The following is a 16,960-nucleotide window of genomic DNA, read 5'->3' as shown; positions in this document are numbered from 1 at the left end:
CCGCGAAGGAGACGCACTCCGGCGCGCGCGCCGCGCACGGGGCGCCCCCCCCCCCCCCCGGACAGCACGAAGGCCCGCGATCGTCGAACACGGGCCTTCGGGACGCTCACCACCGGCGCTCGGCCGGTCGGGCTCACTCGTAGAGGTGGAAAGTGCCGGCGCAATCGGCCGAGCAGAAGCCGTCGCGGCGTCGGGCCGAGGCCGCCCCGCATGCTTCGCAGCGGCGGCGTCCGAGCATCCGCGAGATCAGGCTCTGAGGCGCCGACGCGACCACCGAGACCGGGGTGTCGGGTCGCACGGGGACTCCCGTGGTCGAATCGAGCTGGATCCCAGCGGTGTCGAGCGTGGCGCGAAGCATCCGTGTTCCTTCCGATCGGTGAACCATGTGGGAGCACTGTATTGCCAGTCCCTGAGATTCTGCGAAGGGCTTGACGCGGCTCGCGATCGAGAGTAGCTCAAAGCGACACCTGTCGGTCAGTCGGGATCGACCCGGGAGACGACGAACAGCCGCGCGCCCTCCTGGCGGAGAGCAGCGCGGCTGTTCGGGGTGTCGAGGATCGGCGGGCGGACGACACCGGAGCTCACGGGAGCGCGGCGTCGGACCCGGAACGACCCGGGAAGCGGGGCTAGTACGCGCCGCTGGTGCTCCGGGTGTCGATCGCCACCGTCGATGCGGGCACCGGCACCGGTCGCAGGGCGGGGAGCGAGGCGCTCCTGCCCGTGCGGAACGGCAGCAGGACGAGCATGACGGGGAGAAGGACGATCCACAGGAGGACCGACAGCGCGAGACGCGCCCAGATGGAAAGAATATTGAGCATGTTTGTGCCGCCTTCGGGTGACGGTAGAGGTGAACTTCGCGAACAATATCATCGAGCAGTCGGGGGGAGAAGAGTAGAATTGCGACACTGATCGCGCCTCTCCCGCCACGCCCCCGAGCGGTCTGTCATCCCTCATTCGTCGCCCGGCGCCGATCGGATGGGTCGATCCCGCAACCGATCGACACACGGCCCGCGCAGTGCGTCTTCCTGAGAGCCGGGCCGTAGGGTGAGCGCGTGAAGATCCTTGTCGTCGAAGACGATCCAGCCATGGGTGAGGCCCTCGTCGGCGGCCTCGAAGACGCCGGCTACGAGGCCGTGCTCACCACCAACGGCATCGACGCGCTCGTCGCGTTCAGCAACGCCGAGTTCTCGGCCGCCATCGTGGACGTCATGCTCCCGGCGATGTCGGGCTTCGAGATCTGCCGCCGGATCCGCGAGCTCGGCCGGCCCACGCCGATCATGCTGCTGACCGCGCGGGACGCGATCGAGGACCGCGTCTTCGGCCTCGACGCCGGAGCGGACGACTACCTCACCAAGCCGTTCGCGTTCACCGAGCTCAACGCGCGCCTCCGGGCCCTCCTGCGCCGCAGCCCGTCGCTGATGTCCACCTCCATCGACGTCGGACGCATCACTGTGGACGGATCGAGCATCCGCCGCACCGCCGACGGCTCGCGCATCCACGTCAGCCCGAAGGAGCTCGAGCTCCTCAAGCTCCTCATCACTCCCGTCGGCTCCGTCGTGACCCGGCAGCGGATCCTCTCGGAGATCTGGGGCGGCGGCGAGATCGTCGACAACAACATCGTCGACCAGTACGTCAGCTACCTGCGCAAGAAGCTCCCGACCGAGGACACGGGCGTCAGCATCGTGACCGTCCGCGGCAAGGGCTACTTCCTCCGCCCGGTCGAGTAGCCCGTGTCGCGGATGAGCACGGCACGCCGCCGGGTCGGCGCGCTCTCGATCCGCGCGAGGATCACCGTCGGAACGGTGGCGGTGGCGACCGCCCTCTTCGCGCTCGCGGCGCTGCTCTTCTACCAGGTGGTCACCGGCATCGTCGACCGCAGCGAGCGGACGATCCTGATGTCGATCGAGGACGAGGTGCGCCGCGACATCTCCGCGGGCAACGTCCCGCGCACGCAGGGCTCGTCGACCGGCCAGCTGTTCCTGGCCCTCGCGCCCGACGGGAGCGTCAGCACCTCGACCATGCCCTCGCGCCTGAGCGGCGCAGTGCTGGGCGCTCTGGCGGAGAAGCCCGCCGACACCTCGCCGCGGTACGCCGACGTGACGACGGCGAACGGCAGCTACCTGGTCCGCTTCACGGCCATCGAGAGCGACCGCGGCGTCTGGCAGGTCGCCTCCGCCCGCGACCAGGCCGCCTCGCAGCTCGTCCTCGACGACTTCGCCCACGTGCTGGTCTACGCCGCGATCTTCCTCGTCGTCACGTTCGGGCTCGCCTCGTGGATCCTGACGGGCGCGGCACTCGCCCCGGTGCGCCGGATGCGGGCGCGAGCGGATCAGATCGCCGCCGAGCCCGGGCAGGGCGACCAGCTCCCGGTCGTCGGCACGCGCGACGAGATCGACGAGCTCGCCGTGACGCTGAACGCGTTCCTGACCAAGCAGACCGCGTCGCTGGCCCGCGAGAAGCAGATGGTGTCGGATGCGAGCCACGAGCTCCGCACGCCCCTCGCCGCACTCTCGGCGCAGCTCGAGATCGCCCACCACCGCGTCGACGACCCCGTCGCGGTCGACCGGGTCATCCTCGACGCGCAGAAGAGCGTCGACCGCCTCGTGCGCCTCGCCTCCGCCCTGCTCGACATCTCGCGCATCGAGAGCCGCACCGTCCGCCCGACCGCTCCCTTCGCCGAGCTCGTCGACGAACTGGTGGGCGCCGTGGACCGCACGCGTCTGCTGGCCTCGGAGTCGGGGGTGGAGATCGACTACGAGATCGACGAGCGCGAGCCCGCGCGGCTCTACGCGGTCGCGTCCCAGGACTTCGGACGCGTGATCGACAACCTCGTGAGGAACGCGATCCAGGCCATGAACGGCGGCGGCATGATCGTCGCCTCCCTCTCGCAGGCGGACGGGCGCCTGATGCTCAGCGTCTCGGACGACGGACCGGGGATGCCCGACACCTTCATCCCGGTCGCCTTCGACCGCTTCTCCCGCCCGGACGACTCCCGGACCCTCGCCTCCGGCGGCAGCGGTCTGGGACTGGCCCTGGTGCACACCACCGTGCTCTCGGCCGGCGGGACGGTCGCCTTGGTCAACCGCTCCCCCCGCGGTCTCGCGGTCGACATCGTCCTCCCGCCCGTCGGCTCCGCCTGAGCCGCCCCGCCCGGGAACGACGAAGGCCCCCGGCGGACCGGAGGCCTTCGTGGAGGATCGTCAGCGCGGGTCGTCCTCGGGGCGGACGGGCTGCGGCTGCGGGTCGCCGACCGCGGCGGGCGGCGGAGCCCAGGCCGCCTGCGGAGCCTCTGCCGGGGCGGTGCCGTCGAGCAGGTTGCGCGCGCGGTTGACCACCTCGGGGTCCACGAGCACGGAGTAGCTGGTCGCGATCACCTGCATGGTCGAGGTGAAGTCGCGACGGCGGCGGTTCACGGCGTAGGAGGCGAGCCCGAAGAGCATTCCGAAGCCGGCGCCCAGCAGCACCGCCGCGATGAGGAAGGAGAACTCCGTCGTCGGCGAGAAGATGATGAGCAGGAGGCCCAGGAACACGCCGAGCCACGCGCCGGAGGCCGCTCCGGCGAGGGCGACACGGCCCCAGGTCAGCTTGCCGGTCACCCGCTCGACGCTCTTGAGCTCGTTGCCGATGATGGCGAGCTGGCGCACGGGGAAGTCGGCGCGGGCGAGCACGTCCACGGCGGCCTGCGCCTCCTGGTACGTGTCGAACGTGGCGAGGATCTCCCCGCGCGGGATCGTGGGGAAGGCCGGCCCTCGGCCGTTGAACGGCGTCTGCTGAGTCACCCGGACAGAATCGCACAGGCCTCTTGAAGGTCTCTGAACGGATTCGGAGAACCGGCCGAGGGCGGGCCGGGAACGCTCGGCGTCCGCCCGGCTGCACGGCACTAGGTTTGTAGCCGTGAGTTCCGCCAGAGTCTTCGTCGCGCGCTTGGCCGGATGCAGTGTCTTCGACCCGGCGGGCGACCGCGTCGGCAAGGTCCGCGACGTGCTCCTGGTCTACCGGCAGAACGACGCCCCGCGCGTGGTCGGCCTGGTGGTCGAGATCCCCGGGCGCCGTCGCGTCTTCGTGTCGATCGGCCGGGTCACCAGCATCGGCAGCGGCCAGATCATCACCACCGGGCTCATCAACGTGCGCCGCTTCGAGCAGCGGGGCGGCGAGGTCCGCGTCATCGCCGAGCTCCTCGGCCGCCGGGTGAGCTTCGTGGACGGCTCCGGTGACGCGGTCGTCGAGGACGTCGCGATCGAGGAGGCCGCTCCCGGCGAGTGGGAGCTCGCGCAGCTCTTCGTCCGCCGGCCCAAGACCAGCCCCTCCCCCTTCGCCAAGGGCGCGACCGCCTTCGCCGGCTGGCGCGAGGTCCGCGAGAGCGTCTCGACCGAGGCCCAGTCCGCCGAGCAGTACGTCGCCAGCCTCTCCGAGCTCAAGCCCGCCGACCTCGCCAGCACCCTCCTCGACCTGCCGCAGCAGCGGATGCTCGAGGTCGCCGGCGAGCTCTCGGACGACCGCCTCGCGGACGTGCTCGAGGAGATGCCCGAGAGCGAGCAGGTCGAGATCCTCGGCCGGCTGGACGACGACCGTGCCGCCGACGTGCTCGACCAGATGCAGCCGGACGACGCGGCCGACCTGATCGCGCAGCTCTCGGAGGAGCGCGGCGAGGCGCTCCTGGAGCTGATGGAGCCCGAGGAGGCGGACGACGTCCGCATGCTCCTCACCTACGCTCCGGAGTCCGCCGGCGGTCTGATGACGACGGAGCCGATCATCGTCTCCTCCGAGGCGACCGTCGCCGAGGGGCTCGCCCTCATCCGCCGCCACGAGCTCGCCCCGGCCCTCGGGGCCGCCGTCTGCGTCACGCTGCCCCCCTACGAGCCGCCGACCGGCCGCTTCCTCGGGATGGTGCACTTCCAGCGGATGCTCCGCTACCCGCCGCACGAGCGCCTCGGCACCCTGCTCGACCAGAGCATGGACCCGATCACGCCCGAGACCTCGGCGGCCGAGGTCGCCCGGATCCTGGCCAGCTACAACCTCGTCTCGGTGCCGGTCGTCGATGCGTCCCACCGCCTCGTCGGCGTGGTGACCATCGACGACGTCCTCGACTACCTCCTCCCCGACGACTGGCGCAGCCACGGCGACGACGACGAACCGAGGAAGCCGGTGACGACGGCGACGCAGGGCGTCCCGCTCGTGCCGCCGGCACCCGCGGCGACAGGCAGGACACGACGGGGACGGAGGGGCGCGCGTGGCTAGGGACAGCAAGCAGGACCGGCGCCTGGACGCCCCGAAGGGGCTGCGCACCCGCGTCCTCTCGCGGCGGAACCGCCCGAGCAGCGACCGCTTCGGCCGGCTGACCGAGTCGTTCGCCCGCGGGATGGGCACGCCGTGGTTCCTGGTCGGGATGACGATCTTCTGCGTCTTCTGGCTGATGTTCAACACCTACGGGCCCGCGGACGCGCGCTTCGACTCGCAGGCCCTCGGCTTCACCGTGCTGACGCTGATCCTCTCGCTGCAGGCCTCCTACGCGGCGCCGCTGCTGCTGCTCGCGCAGAACCGCCAGGACGACCGCGACCGCGTGCAGATCGAGCAGGACCGGCAGCGGGCCGAGCGCAACCTCGCGGACACCGAGTACCTCGCGCGCGAGGTCGTGGCCCTGCGCCTGGCGATCCGCGACATGGCGAGCAAGGACTTCATCCGCTCGGAGCTGCGCGGCCTGCTCGAGGAGCTCGAGAAGGATCGGGCGCAGGCGCCCGAGCGGCGCGATGCCTGACGTCGCCGCGATCGAGACCGCCGTCAGGGCGGCTCTCGCGCGCGTCGTCGATCCGGAGATCCGGAAGCCCATCACCGAGCTCGACATGCTCGAGTCGGTCGAGGCGGCCGTCGACGGCGCGGTCCGCGTCGCGATCCGACTGACCATCGTCGGCTGCCCCGCCGCCTCCGCTATCGAGCGCGACGTCCGCGAGGCCGCGGCCTCGGCTCCCGGAGTCACGGCCGTCGACGTCGTGGTCGGAGTCATGACGCCGGCGCAGCGCACCGCCCTCACCGAGCGCCTCCAGGGCGGCCGCCGGAGCATGCCCTTCGGCCCGGACTCGCTCACCCGCGTCTACGCGGTCACCAGCGGCAAGGGCGGTGTCGGCAAGTCGACCGTCACCGCCAACCTCGCGGTCGCCCTCGCCCAGCGGGGGCTCGCGGTCGGCCTGGTGGACGCCGACGTGCACGGCTTCTCCATCCCCGGCCTGCTCGGGCTGATGCACGACGGGCGCGTCGCGGGGCCCACCCGCGTCGGCGAGCTGATGCTGCCGCCGGTGGCGCACGGCGTGAAGGTCATCTCGATCGGGATGTTCCTCGAGGGCGACACCCGAGGGGCCGCCGTCTCGTGGCGCGGGCCCATGCTGCACCGCACGATCTCCCAGTTCCTCACCGACGTGTACTTCGGCGACCTCGACGTGCTCCTGCTCGATCTGCCTCCGGGGACGGGGGACGTGGCGATCTCGATCGGGCAGCTGCTCCCGCACGCGGAGGTGCTGATCGTCACCACACCGCAGCCGGCGGCCGCCGACGTGGCCGAGCGCAGCGGGGCGCTCGCCCGCCAGTCGGGTCAGCGCATCATCGGAGTGGTCGAGAACATGTCCGGGCTCCCCCAGCCCGACGGCTCGGTACTGGAGCTCTTCGGCAGCGGAGGCGGAACCGAGGTCGCGCGTCGGCTCACCACGGCGGGCGACGAGGTGCCGCTGCTCGCGTCGCTGCCGATCTCCGTGGCGCTGCGGGCGGGGGGCGACGAGGGCGTGCCCGTCGTCGTCGGCGATCCGGAGGATCCTGCTGCCCGGGCGATCGACGCCCTGGCGGCGACGCTCGCCGCGCGGCCGCGAGGACTGACCGGCCGTCGGCTCCCGCTCGCCGTCGGCTGACTCCTCCGCACCCCTTCGTACGGGCGGCGTCGGTCGAGACGCCTTCCCGGTGCTCCTCACGGAGCAGGGGTCAGGTGGCCTCGGAGTCGATCGGCGGCGGAGCGACGCTCGAGAGCGTTCCGGACGAGACGGAGCGCTGCATCGTTGTGTAGTAGCTGTCCTGCACCGAGCCGGTTCCGCCCGGCACGACCGGAGCGGCGACAGCGGTGGGCGGCTTCACCGTGGGGGCCGGATCGTCCTCGAGCAGAGCGTCGCGGATGATGCGGCGGGGATCGTACTGACGCGGGTCGAGCTTCTTCCAGTCGACGTCGTTGAACTCGTCGCCCATCTCGTCCTTGACGCGCTCCCTGGCCTGCGTGGCGAATCCGCGCACCTTGCGCACGAGCTGCCCGAGCTGGGCGGCGTAGTGCGGGAGGCGGTCGGGACCCAGCACGAAGACGGCGATGACCCCGATGATGAGGAGCTTGTCGAACGTCAGACCGAACACGAGGACAACACTAACCCGCCGCGCCTCCCTCGCGGAGCCCGCGCGCCACCGTACCCTGACGATGCCCGGGCGCGATCCGCCCGGTGCACCGATCAGAGGAGCGCCCCCGTGTCCGACAAGGATGCCAACTGGAAGTACGCCGAGGACGCGGTCGTCGAGTCGGAGGCCATCGCCTCGGCCCGCCGGCTCTCGGTCGAGCTGGGCATCGACGCCGTCTTCCCCTCCATCGGCGCGCAGGCCGCGCTGGTCGCCGCGGCGGCCCGCGCGACCTCCATCATCGAGATCGGCACCGGCACCGGAGTGAGCGGCCTGTGGCTGCTCGACGGCGCCCCCGAGGCCATGCTCACCTCGATCGACTCCGAGGCGGTGCATCAGCAGCACGCGCGCGCTCAGTTCCACGAGGCGGGCATCTCGCCCAACCGGCTCCGGCTCATCCCGGGCCGCGCCCTCGAGGTGCTGCCGCGGATGAACGAGAACTCCTACGACATCGTCTTCGTCGACGGCGATCCGCTGCAGGTCATCGAGAACGTCGAGCACGCGCTGCGGCTCGTCCGCCCGGGCGGGACGGTCCTCGTCCCCCACGCGCTGTGGCGCGGACGCGTGGCCAACCCCGCTCAGCGCGACGAGATCGCGACCGCCTTCCGCACGCTGGTGGCCGAGGTCTGCGCCTCCCCCGCCGTGGTCAGCGTGCTCTCGCCGATCGGCGACGGCCTGCTGCAGGCCAACAAGCGCCGCGCCTGACGAGCGCTGCTCCACCGGGACAGACGGAACGCCCGCCGCACGGTGTGCGACGGGCGTTCACGACGGTGCGGATCAGGCGGGAGACACCACCGACGCGAGCGCGTCGTGCAGCTCTTTCGCCTCTGCATCGTTGACCGAGACGACGAGGCGTCCGCCTCCTTCGAGCGGAACGCGCACGACGATGAGTCGGCCCTCCTTAACAGCCTCCATCGGTCCGTCTCCGGTCCTCGGCTTCATGGCCGCCATAGAGTTCCCCTTTCGTGACGTACCCCTCTATTATCGTGCATCCGCGGGGGTGATCCGAACCGCGCCCGGAAGTCGGGCGTCAGCCGATCACGGCGGAGACCAGTCGCCCGGGGTGAACACCCAGCACAGGAGCACCCAGACGATCTGCCCGACGATCGATGCGGCCACCACGAACACCCTCAGGAGGGTCGACCGCGGCACCGCGAGCGCCCCGGCCAGCGGGAACATCGGCATCAGGATGCGGAACGTGCTCGACTGCGGGTAGAAGAACGCGAAGAGGTAGATCGCGTAGCCGCCGACCCAGAGCCGCGAGAAGACGTCGAGGCTGCGCGTGGCCCGCGAGAACAGGATCGCCAGGAATCCGAGCACCACCACGACGGTGATGCCCATCCCCGTGATCGGCGAGCCGAACCAGAGGCCTCCCCACCAGCCTCCGCCGGCGAACCAGGAGGTGAACGGGATGAGCTCGCCCTCGCCGATGAAGACGCTGCGCCAGGCGAGCTCGGTGTCTGTGTACGCGGTGAAGGAGCCGGTGACCGCCCAGGCGATGAGAAGCCAGGCGAAGCCGACCGCGAGGGACCAGACCGTGAGGGACACCGTGAAGGCGAACTCCCGGCGGGCGAACGGCTCGGTGCCGCGCACGTGGCGCCAGACGCGGTAGAGGAAGTAGAGGCCCGTCATCGCCGCGATCGCGAGACCGCTCGGGCGCAGGAGCCCCACGACCAGCACGACGGGGAACGTCCAGATCCACTTGCGGCGCACCAGCAGGAGGAGCAGCACGGCCGTCAGGAGGATGCCGCCGGACTCCGCGTAGCCGATCTGCAGGATCGGCGACGTCGGAGCGACGCAGAAGAAGACGATCCCCATCAGCGCCTGGCCCTCGCTGAGCGAGACGCGGAACAGCCGGTAGATCACCAGGCACGCGGCTGCACTGCAGACCAGGGCGACGAGCACGGCCGCGTTCGCCCAGTCGAGCCCGGTGATGTTCATCAGGCCGCGGACGGTGAACGGGTAGACGGGCATGAACGCCCAGGGGTTCTGCTCGACGGCTCCGGACGGCGAGAGCGGCAGGACCGACGGGTACCCCGTCATCCCGATCCGCTCGTACCAGCCGCCGTCCCACGTCGTCGCGAACCGGACGTAGGTGTCGCGGAGTCCCGTCCACTCGACGCCCTGACGCACGGCGCCGACCCGGAGCATGATCACGGTCGTGACGACCCGGGACACGGCGAAGACCAGGAGCACCTGGATCCACCACGGGATCCTCCGGAGCACGGACCAGCGGGAGCGGGGCGGGGAGGCGTCCTCCGTCTCCGGCGCGATCGCGGTGGCGCTCACGCGAGCGGCCCGCGGTCCGTCGAGGAGGCGGAGGGAGTCGTCAGCGGGGGGCGGGCGGGAGTCGCCGCGGCTCGCCGGCGTGTCGGCCGAAGGAGGGGCGACGCGTGTCGCGGCTCACCGGCTGGCGTGAGGGGAGACATTCCGACGAGCATACCCGCGCGGGAGTCGGGAGTCCCCGGAGGGGCACCGCGCCGGCTGCACGCGCGGAGCGATCACGGCGGAGTCCAGTCCGATCCGGCGACGGCCCAGCACAGCGAGATCCAGACGATCTGGCCGCCGATCCCGAGCAGGACCAGCGCGACGCGGAAGACCGGCGAGCGCGGGACCGCCAGCGCTCCGACGAGCGGGAACATCGGGCCCAGCAGCCGGAAGGTGCTCGACTGCGGGAAGAAGAAGGCCAGCAGGTAAACGCCGTACCCGGCGACCCAGGCCCGGCTGAAAAGGTCCAGCCTCCGCGTCCACGGTGCGGCGAGGACGCCGACGAACGCCGCCAGCAGGAGCACCACCAGCACGACGCCCACGGCCGGAGCCCCGAACCACCACGAGCCCCACCAGGCGCCGCCCTGGAACCACGGGGTCAGCGGGAGCAGCTCCTGGTAGCCGATGTAGACCGCGCGCCAGGCCAGCTCGGTGTCGGTGTACGCGGTCATCGACCCGGTGACGGCCCACGCCACGGCGGGCCAGAGGAAGCCGACCACGAGCCCCCACGCCGTCAGCCCCAGGGCCGGCAGCCACTCCGACCGCGGGAACGGCTCCGTGCGGCGCCGGACGGACCGGTAGACGACGTAGAGGCCCAGCGCGGCGGCGAAGGCGAGCCCGCTCGGCCGCGTCAGGCCCAGCAGCAGCACCACCGGCACGACCGCGAGCCAGCGGCGCCGCACCAGGAGGAGGAGCGTGATCGCGGTCAGGAGCATCGCCATCGACTCCGCGTAGGCGAGCTGGATCAGCGGCGAAGTCGGCGCCACGCAGAACAGCAGCACCGCCGTCAGCGACTGCGACTCGCCGAGGGAGTGCCGGAAGAGGCGATACAGGACGAGGCAGGTGCCGGCTCCGCAGAGCACGGAGACGGTGACGGCCGCCGGAGCCCAGGTGAGGCCCGTGACCGCCATCAGCACCTTCACGACACCGGGATAGAGAGGCATGAACGCCCAGGCGTTCTCCCCCACGTGCCCGTCCTGCGTGATCGGCAGGAAGCCGGGGTAGCCGGTGGCCGCGATGATCTCGTACCAGCGGCCGTCCCACATCGACGCGAACGCCGAGTAGGACGGGGAGGGCCCGGTCCACGGGTTCGCGAGCTGGTGCGCAGCGAACTGCAGCAGGATCACGGTCGTGATCACACGGGTCGCGACGTACACCAGGAGGACCCGCGCCCACCACGGGACCAGGCGCAGGCGGAGGCGGACGGGGACGGCCGTGGCGGTCGCGCTCACGAGGACGCTGTCAGCCAGCGACGCAGGCTCTCGGCGCACTCGGTGATCTCGTGCACCGCCACGCGCTCGTCGTCGGCGTGGGCGCGGAGCGGATCGCCGGGCCCGTAGTTGACCGCGGGGATGCCCAGGGCGGAGAACCGGGCGACGTCCGTCCAGCCGTACTTCGGCTTCGCCTCCGCTCCGACGGCCGCGAGGAAGGCCTGAGCGAGAGGCGCGTCCAGGCCCGGGCGGGCCCCCTCGGCCAGATCGTCCACCGTCACCTCGAAGCCCTCGAACAGCTCCTGCAGGTGGGCGAGCGCCTCCTCCCCGGAGCGGTCGGGCGCGAAGCGGTAGTTCACCTGCACCGTGCAGAGGTCGGGGATCACGTTGCCCGCGACCCCGGCGGTGATCCGGACGGCGTTGACACCCTCCCGGTACACCAGCCCCTCGACCTCGACCTCGCGCGGCTCGTAGGCGGCGAGGCGGTCCAGGACGGGTGCGGCGGCGTGGATCGCGTTCTCGCCGACCCAGCTGCGGGCGGAGTGGGCTCGGACGCCGCGGGTCACCACGTCGACCCGCAGGGTTCCGTTGCAGCCGCCCTCCACAGCGCCGCTCGTCGGCTCGCCGAGGACGGCGAAATCGGCGGAGAAGAGATCGGGGCGGTGGCGGGAGAGGCGGCCCAGTCCGTTGAGGTCCGCCGCCACCTCCTCGTTGTCGTACCACATCCAGGTGATGTCGACGGCCGGATCGGTGAGCTCGGCGGCGAGGACGAGCTGCACGGCCACTCCCGCCTTCATGTCGACGGTCCCGCGGCCGACGAGGTGCTCGACGCCGTCGATCGTCTCGGCGACGACCGGCAGGTTGCCGTTCACCGGCACGGTGTCGAGGTGCCCGGCGATCACGACACGCTGCGCGAGACCGAGATTCGTGCGCGCCACGACGGTGTGACCGTCGCGGATCACCTCGAGGTGGTCGTACTGCTCGAGCGCCCACTGCACCGCGTCCGCGATCTCGAGCTCATCGCCCGAGACGGACGGGATGTCGCAGAGGATCCGCGTCAGGGCGACCGGATCGGTGCGCAGATCGAGCGGAGGGGCGGTGGTCGCATCGGCCATGCGCCCCAGGGTAGCGGCCGCACGCTCCGCGCTACCCTGATCGGCATGACCCTCGAGCATTCCGCAGACTCCTCCGCGCCCGCCTCCGCCTGGGGATACGGGCTCGCCACCGTGGCCGCCGACGGCACCGTCCTCGACACCTGGTTCCCGGAGCCGCGCCTCGGCACCATCCCGGCGGGCCGCGACCCCTGGATCGTGCCGGCGGAGTTCGAGGAGCAGGCCGGCGAGGATCCGCGCCGCGAGGTCCGGATCGACGTGGTCACGCTGCAGATCGACGTGCAGGCGCCGCCCGCCTCCACGTCCGACGCCTACCTGCGTCTGCACCTGCTCTCGCACCTCCTGGTCCGCCCGAACGAGGTGAACCTGGACGGCGTCTTCGCCCACCTGCCGAACGTGGTGTGGACGAACGCCGGTCCGGTCTCGCCGGAGTCGTTCACCCGCCTGCGCCCCTCGCTCCGCCGCCACGGCATCCAGGCCACCGGGATCGACAAGTTCCCGCGGCTGACCGACTACGTCACCCCCGCGAAGGTGCGCATCGCGGACACCTCGCGCGTCCGGCTCGGGGCGCACCTGGCGCCCGGCACCACGGTCATGCACGAGGGCTTCGTCAACTTCAACGCCGGGACCCTCGGCAGCTCGATGGTCGAGGGGCGCATCTCGCAGGGCGTCGTGGTCGGCGACGGCTCGGACATCGGCGGCGGCGCCTCCATCATGGGCACTCTCTCGGGCGGAGGAGTGCAGCGCGTCTCGATCGGCGCGCGGGCGCTGCTGGGTGCGAACTCGGGCATCGGCATCTCCCTCGGCGACGACACCGTCGTCGAGGCCGGCCTCTACGTGACCGCCGGCACCAAGGTGGTCGTGGTCGGCGGAGCGCCGCACGCCGACGGCGCCCCGCAGACCGTGAAGGCCGTGCAGCTCTCGGGCGTGCCGAACCTGCTCTTCCGTCGCAACTCCCTCACCGGCGCCGTCGAGGTCCTCCCCCGCACCGGCGCCGGCATCGAGCTGAACGCCGCCCTGCACGCCTGACCCCGCCGGCGCGCGCCCGCCCGGCCACCCTGCAGGTCGACACCTTGCCGGTCGAGCAGCCGCCCCAGGCGCCCTTGCTGGTCGAGTAGCCGCCCCAGGCGGCGTATCGAGACCCACCCCCACCCCCACGTTCACTCGGAACCCTTGCTGGTCGAGTAGCCGCCGCAGGCGGCGTATCGAGACCCACTCCCACCCCCACGCTCACTCGGAACCCTTGCTGGTCGAGTAGCCGCCGCAGGCGGCGTATCGAGACCCACCAATAAGCCGCCATTCGGTCGAGCATCGCCCTGGGCGGCGTATCGCCGTCTCCCACGCAGCGCGAGACGATCACTCCGCCTCATCGACCGGCGCCCGGGGCTCGAACCGCTTCTTCGCTGCACGACGCAACGCGGTGTAGTCGCCACGCATCAGGGCCTCCCGCTTGGCCCTGCTCCAGTTCTGGATCCGCTTCTCCCACCAGAACGCCTCGGCGATGTTCTCGAACTCCTCGTGCCAGAGGAGCCGGACCGGGAGTCGGGAGCGAGTGTAGGCAGCCCCGAGGCCCATCATGTGGGCGTCGACACGGCGGGCGAGAGTGCGAGTGCTTCCGACGTAGTAGCTGCCATCGGAGCATTCCAGGATGTAGACGGAAGGCATGAGCCCGAGCATGGCGATCGAGGTCGCCCACGTCCGTGTCTTCGGCGCCGATCGGGGAGAGGACGCAGGAGAGCGCGCCTGTGGAGGAGGTCTCGATACATCCGCTGCGCGGACTACTCGACCAGCAAGGTCCTGCGCGGACTACTCGACCAGCAAGGGACGGATCTGGTCCAGTCGGGAGCGGACGGGACCTCGCGAACAGCACGGACGCGAGGTCTCGATACGTCCGCTGCGCGGACTACTCGACCAGCAAGGGACCTGCGCGGACTACTCGACCAGCAAAGGGCTGACAAGGTCCAGGCGGGAGCGGACGGGACCTCGCGAACAGGACGGACGCGAGGTCTCGATACGCGGTCAGCGGTCGGTCGGCCAGTGGCGCTCGGGCGAGCCCATGTAGAGCTGCTGCGGGCGGCCGATCTTGGTCTGCTTGTCGGTGTTCATCTCGCGCCAGTGCGCGATCCAGCCGGGCAGGCGGCCGATCGCGAAGAGCACGGTGAACATCCGGGTCGGGAAGCCCATCGCCTTGTAGATGACGCCCGTGTAGAAGTCGACGTTCGGGTAGAGGCGCCGCTCCTTGAAGTAGTCGTCCTCGAGCGCGAGGGCCTCGAGCTCCATCGCGATGTCGAGCAGCGGGTCCTTCACGCCGAGGGCCTGCAGGACCTCCGAGGCGCTCTCCTTGACCAGCTTCGCGCGCGGGTCGTAGTTCTTGTACACCCGGTGGCCGAAGCCCATCAGGCGCACGCCCTCCTCCTTGTTCTTCACCCGCTCGACGAAGGTCGACACGCTCTCGCCCGACTCGCGGATCCGGCCGAGCATGGTGAGCACCGCCTCGTTCGCTCCGCCGTGCAGCGGGCCGAACAGGGCGTTGATGCCGGCCGACACGGAGGCGTAGAGGTTCGCCTCGGTGGAGCCGACGAGGCGGACGGTCGACGTCGACGCGTTCTGCTCGTGGTCCTCGTGGAGGATCAGGAGGCGGTCGAGCGCCTTCGAGAGCACCGGGTCGACCTGGTACTGCTCGGCCATCGTGCCGAAGTTGAGGCGGAGGAAGTTGTCGACGAAGCTCAGCGAGTTGTCCGGGTAGAGGAACGCCTGGCCGATCGCCTTCTTGTGGGCGTACGCCGCCATCACGGGCAGCTTCGCCAGGAGGCGGATGGTGGTGAGCTCCACCGCCTCCGGGTCCTTCGGGTTGGAGCTGTCCTCGTAGTACGTCGACAGGGCCGAGACTCCGGCCGAGAGCACCGACATGGGGTGCGCGCTGTGCGGGAGCGCGTCGAAGAAGCGCTTGAGGTCCTCGTGGAGGAGCGTGTGGCGGCGGATCCGCTCGTCGAAGCCCGCGAGCTCGTCGGCGGTCGGCAGCTCGCCGTAGATGAGGAGCCAGGCCACCTCGAGGTAGGTCGCGTTGGTGGCCACCTCCTCGATCGGGTAGCCGCGGTAGCGGAGGATCCCCTGGTCGCCGTCGATGTAGGTGATCTGCGACTTGGTGGCCGCCGTGTTCACGAAGCCGTAGTCGAGCGACATGAGACCGGTCTGCTTCGACAGCGTCGAGAAGTCGATGCTCGAGGAGCCGTCGACGCTCCGCAGGACCGGGAAGTCCGCGGTGCGGTCGCCGAAGGTGAGCGTGACCTTCTCGGGGAGCTCCTGCTCCGCCGGCGCGGGAGGCGGCGTCGTGGCGCTCCCGGTCGCGGACTCCGTGGAGCCCACCGTCGCGGTTCCGTCGCTCTGCGTGCCGGATTCGGTCACAACGCCTCCCAGGTCGTCGCGGTCGCACCCCGGAAGCGCTCGCGCGGAGCGGGCGGCGCCGGGTCTGGATCGTGGTGCAGCCGGGGCCTCGCGAGGCGCCGTCGACCGAACCACATACAGCCTATGGGCAAAGCGGGGGCACTGTGACATCGCCCAGCGCTGGGCCCGGGGCCTTGTCGGAACCCGCCAGGATCGGGTGCGTCGAGCGCCTCAGAGGCCGCCGGACAGGCGCTCGACGGCCGCGTCGATCCGCTCGTCGGAGGCCGTCAGCGAGAGGCGGACGTGCTCAGGGAAGCCGTCGCCGTAGAAGACGCCGGGGCCCGCGAGGACGCCGAGGCGGGCGAGCCGGTCGATGGACTCCCAGGCCGGGCGGCCCTCGGTCGCCCACAGGTAGAGGCCGGCCTCGCTGCGGTCGATCCGGAAGCCCGCGGACTCGAGGGCGGGCCGGAGGCGGTCGCGGCGGGAGCGGTAGCGCTCCTTCTGCGCGGCGACGTGCTCGTCGTCGGCGAGGGCGACGATCATCGCCTCCTGCAGCGGACCGGGCACGATCATGCCCGCGTGCTTGCGGACGGTCACCAGGCGCGCGATCAGGGACGCGTCCCCGGCGACGAAGGCGGCTCGGTAGCCGGCGAGGTTCGACTGCTTGCTCAGCGAGTAGACGCCGAGGACCCCGGTGCGGTCCTCGCCCACGACGCGCGGGTCGAGGACGCTCGGGATCGGCTCGCCGGCCCAGCGGCCGTCCCAGCCGAGCTCGGCGTAGCACTCGTCCCCGGCGATCACGGCACCCAGCTCACGGGCCCGGGCGACGGCGCGCTGCAGGGCGGGCACGTCGAGCACGGCGCCGTCGGGGTTGCCGGGAGAGTTGAGCCAGACCAGGCGGGTCGTCCCGGGCCACTCGGCGGGGTCGTCGGAGGCGAGCGCCCCGGCCCCGGCGATCGCCGCGCCCATCGCGTACGTCGGGTAGGCGGCGCGCGGATGCACGACCACGTCCCCCTCCCCGAGCCCGAGGAGGAAGGGCAGCCAGGCGACGAGCTCCTTGGAGCCGATCGTCGGCAGGACCTCGTCGACCCCGAGGCCCTCGACTCCGCGGCGCCGCGCGTACCAGGCGGCGATCGCCTCGCGCAGAGCGGGGGTGCCCACGGTCGTGGGGTAGGCGTGCGAGTCCGTCGCGCGGGCGAGCGCATCGCGGATGGGAGCGGGTGTCGGGTCCACCGGCGAGCCGATCGACAGGTCGACGATCCCGCCGGGGTGCTCCGCCGCGGTGCGGGCGAAGGGCGCCATCAGGTCCCAGGGGTAGTCGGGCAGCGCTCCGAGAGCCACGGGAACGGC

17 protein-coding genes are annotated in these 16,960 nt (G+C 71.4%); 7 read left to right on the top strand and 10 right to left on the bottom strand.

Going from position 1 to position 16,960, the window contains the following annotated elements; genetic code table 11:
* Positions 1–626: 626 nt before the first annotated feature.
* Positions 627–818 carry a hypothetical protein gene (locus C5D08_RS12135; protein WP_104249560.1) on the bottom strand — a complete coding sequence of 64 codons (192 nt, stop codon included), beginning with the start codon at positions 816–818 and terminating at the stop codon, positions 627–629.
* 234 nt (positions 819–1,052) lie between these two features.
* On the opposite strand from C5D08_RS12135, the gene C5D08_RS12130 reads away from it, so the two are divergent.
* Complete coding sequence (locus C5D08_RS12130; RefSeq protein ID WP_258059273.1) at positions 1,053–1,727, top strand: response regulator transcription factor; 675 nt, start codon at positions 1,053–1,055, stop codon at positions 1,725–1,727.
* A 12-nt stretch (positions 1,728–1,739) separates the two neighbouring features.
* Complete coding sequence (locus C5D08_RS12125; RefSeq protein WP_146082486.1) at positions 1,740–3,140, top strand: cell wall metabolism sensor histidine kinase WalK; 1,401 nt, start codon at positions 1,740–1,742, stop codon at positions 3,138–3,140.
* 60 nt (positions 3,141–3,200) lie between these two features.
* Here the strand turns inward: C5D08_RS12125 and C5D08_RS12120 are convergent, their stop codons facing one another.
* Entirely contained in the window at positions 3,201–3,779 is a 579-nt protein-coding gene (locus C5D08_RS12120; protein ID WP_104277240.1) for a general stress protein, read from the bottom strand.
* A gap of 115 nt (positions 3,780–3,894) precedes the next feature.
* Between C5D08_RS12120 and C5D08_RS12115 the strand changes: the two genes are divergently transcribed.
* Genes C5D08_RS12115 through C5D08_RS12105 form a run of 3 tightly spaced genes read left to right on the top strand, consistent with a single transcriptional unit; the run spans position 3,895 to position 6,893 of the window.
* Positions 3,895–5,238, top strand: a complete 1,344-nt coding sequence (locus tag C5D08_RS12115) for a magnesium transporter MgtE N-terminal domain-containing protein (protein ID WP_104225554.1) — start codon at positions 3,895–3,897, stop codon at positions 5,236–5,238.
* Positions 5,231–5,755 (top strand): DUF1003 domain-containing protein, encoded by a 525-nt coding sequence (locus C5D08_RS12110; RefSeq protein ID WP_104277239.1) that lies wholly within the window; start codon positions 5,231–5,233, stop codon positions 5,753–5,755. The genes C5D08_RS12115 and C5D08_RS12110 overlap by 8 nt, the downstream gene beginning before the upstream one ends.
* Positions 5,748–6,893 carry an Mrp/NBP35 family ATP-binding protein gene (locus C5D08_RS12105; RefSeq protein WP_104277238.1) on the top strand — a complete coding sequence of 382 codons (1,146 nt, stop codon included), beginning with the start codon at positions 5,748–5,750 and terminating at the stop codon, positions 6,891–6,893. Before C5D08_RS12110 ends, C5D08_RS12105 begins: the two co-directional genes overlap by 8 nt.
* Before the next feature lie 70 nt (positions 6,894–6,963).
* Here the strand turns inward: C5D08_RS12105 and C5D08_RS12100 are convergent, their stop codons facing one another.
* Positions 6,964–7,380 (bottom strand): twin-arginine translocase TatA/TatE family subunit, encoded by a 417-nt coding sequence (locus C5D08_RS12100; RefSeq protein WP_146086039.1) that lies wholly within the window; start codon positions 7,378–7,380, stop codon positions 6,964–6,966.
* A 108-nt stretch (positions 7,381–7,488) separates the two neighbouring features.
* Between C5D08_RS12100 and C5D08_RS12095 the strand changes: the two genes are divergently transcribed.
* A complete protein-coding gene (locus C5D08_RS12095) occupies positions 7,489–8,121 on the top strand; it encodes an O-methyltransferase (RefSeq protein ID WP_104277237.1) in 633 nt (210 codons plus the stop codon).
* Positions 8,122–8,193: 72 nt separating this feature from the next.
* Here the strand turns inward: C5D08_RS12095 and C5D08_RS12090 are convergent, their stop codons facing one another.
* From C5D08_RS12090 to dapE, 4 genes are all read right to left on the bottom strand, one after another.
* On the bottom strand, positions 8,194–8,367 hold the full coding sequence (locus C5D08_RS12090; RefSeq protein WP_068208299.1) for a DUF3117 domain-containing protein: 174 nt from the start codon (positions 8,365–8,367) through the stop codon (positions 8,194–8,196).
* Positions 8,368–8,454: 87 nt separating this feature from the next.
* Entirely contained in the window at positions 8,455–9,705 is a 1,251-nt protein-coding gene (locus C5D08_RS12085; protein ID WP_104277236.1) for a hypothetical protein, read from the bottom strand.
* A gap of 212 nt (positions 9,706–9,917) precedes the next feature.
* A complete protein-coding gene (locus C5D08_RS12080) occupies positions 9,918–11,135 on the bottom strand; it encodes a hypothetical protein (protein WP_258067397.1) in 1,218 nt (405 codons plus the stop codon).
* Positions 11,132–12,229, bottom strand: coding sequence for a succinyl-diaminopimelate desuccinylase (gene dapE, locus C5D08_RS12075; protein WP_104277235.1), 1,098 nt, complete (start codon positions 12,227–12,229; stop codon positions 11,132–11,134). Before dapE ends, C5D08_RS12080 begins: the two co-directional genes overlap by 4 nt.
* Positions 12,230–12,274: 45 nt before the next feature.
* On the opposite strand from dapE, the gene dapD reads away from it, so the two are divergent.
* The gene (dapD, locus tag C5D08_RS12070) at positions 12,275–13,255 is read left to right on the top strand and encodes a 2,3,4,5-tetrahydropyridine-2,6-dicarboxylate N-succinyltransferase (RefSeq protein ID WP_104277234.1); all 981 of its coding nucleotides are present in this window, start codon (positions 12,275–12,277) and stop codon (positions 13,253–13,255) included.
* Positions 13,256–13,582: 327 nt separating this feature from the next.
* Here dapD and C5D08_RS12065 read toward each other — a convergent pair whose 3' ends face one another.
* The 3 genes from C5D08_RS12065 to dapC form a co-directional block, all read right to left on the bottom strand.
* Positions 13,583–13,891 carry a GIY-YIG nuclease family protein gene (locus tag C5D08_RS12065; RefSeq protein ID WP_219815175.1) on the bottom strand — a complete coding sequence of 103 codons (309 nt, stop codon included), beginning with the start codon at positions 13,889–13,891 and terminating at the stop codon, positions 13,583–13,585.
* 354 nt (positions 13,892–14,245) lie between these two features.
* A complete protein-coding gene (locus tag C5D08_RS12060) occupies positions 14,246–15,631 on the bottom strand; it encodes a citrate synthase (RefSeq protein WP_258067396.1) in 1,386 nt (461 codons plus the stop codon).
* Positions 15,632–15,841: 210 nt separating this feature from the next.
* Positions 15,842–16,951, bottom strand: a complete 1,110-nt coding sequence (gene dapC / locus C5D08_RS12055; protein ID WP_104277232.1) for a succinyldiaminopimelate transaminase — start codon at positions 16,949–16,951, stop codon at positions 15,842–15,844.
* Positions 16,952–16,960: the final 9 nt, after the last annotated feature.

The organism is Rathayibacter sp. AY1B6 (genome assembly GCF_002932755.1).
Classification (GTDB): domain Bacteria; phylum Actinomycetota; class Actinomycetes; order Actinomycetales; family Microbacteriaceae; genus Rathayibacter.
Note: the sequence above shows the minus strand (reverse complement) of the source record. Positions and strands in the feature narration are given on the sequence as shown.

Bases quoted from the DNA above. Each gene is read 5' to 3' on its own strand.
- C5D08_RS12065 (WP_219815175.1), bottom strand. From the start codon at position 13,891: ATGCCTTCCGTCTACATCCTGGAATGCTCCGATGGCAGCTACTACGTC.
- C5D08_RS12090 (WP_068208299.1), bottom strand. From the start codon at position 8,367: ATGGCGGCCATGAAGCCGAGGACCGGAGACGGACCGATGGAGGCTGTT.
- C5D08_RS12105 (WP_104277238.1), top strand. From the start codon at position 5,748: ATGCCTGACGTCGCCGCGATCGAGACCGCCGTCAGGGCGGCTCTCGCG.
- dapE (WP_104277235.1), bottom strand. From the start codon at position 12,229: ATGGCCGATGCGACCACCGCCCCTCCGCTCGATCTGCGCACCGATCCG.
- C5D08_RS12125 (WP_146082486.1), top strand. From the start codon at position 1,740: ATGAGCACGGCACGCCGCCGGGTCGGCGCGCTCTCGATCCGCGCGAGG.
- C5D08_RS12135 (WP_104249560.1), bottom strand. From the start codon at position 818: ATGCTCAATATTCTTTCCATCTGGGCGCGTCTCGCGCTGTCGGTCCTC.
- dapD (WP_104277234.1), top strand. From the start codon at position 12,275: ATGACCCTCGAGCATTCCGCAGACTCCTCCGCGCCCGCCTCCGCCTGG.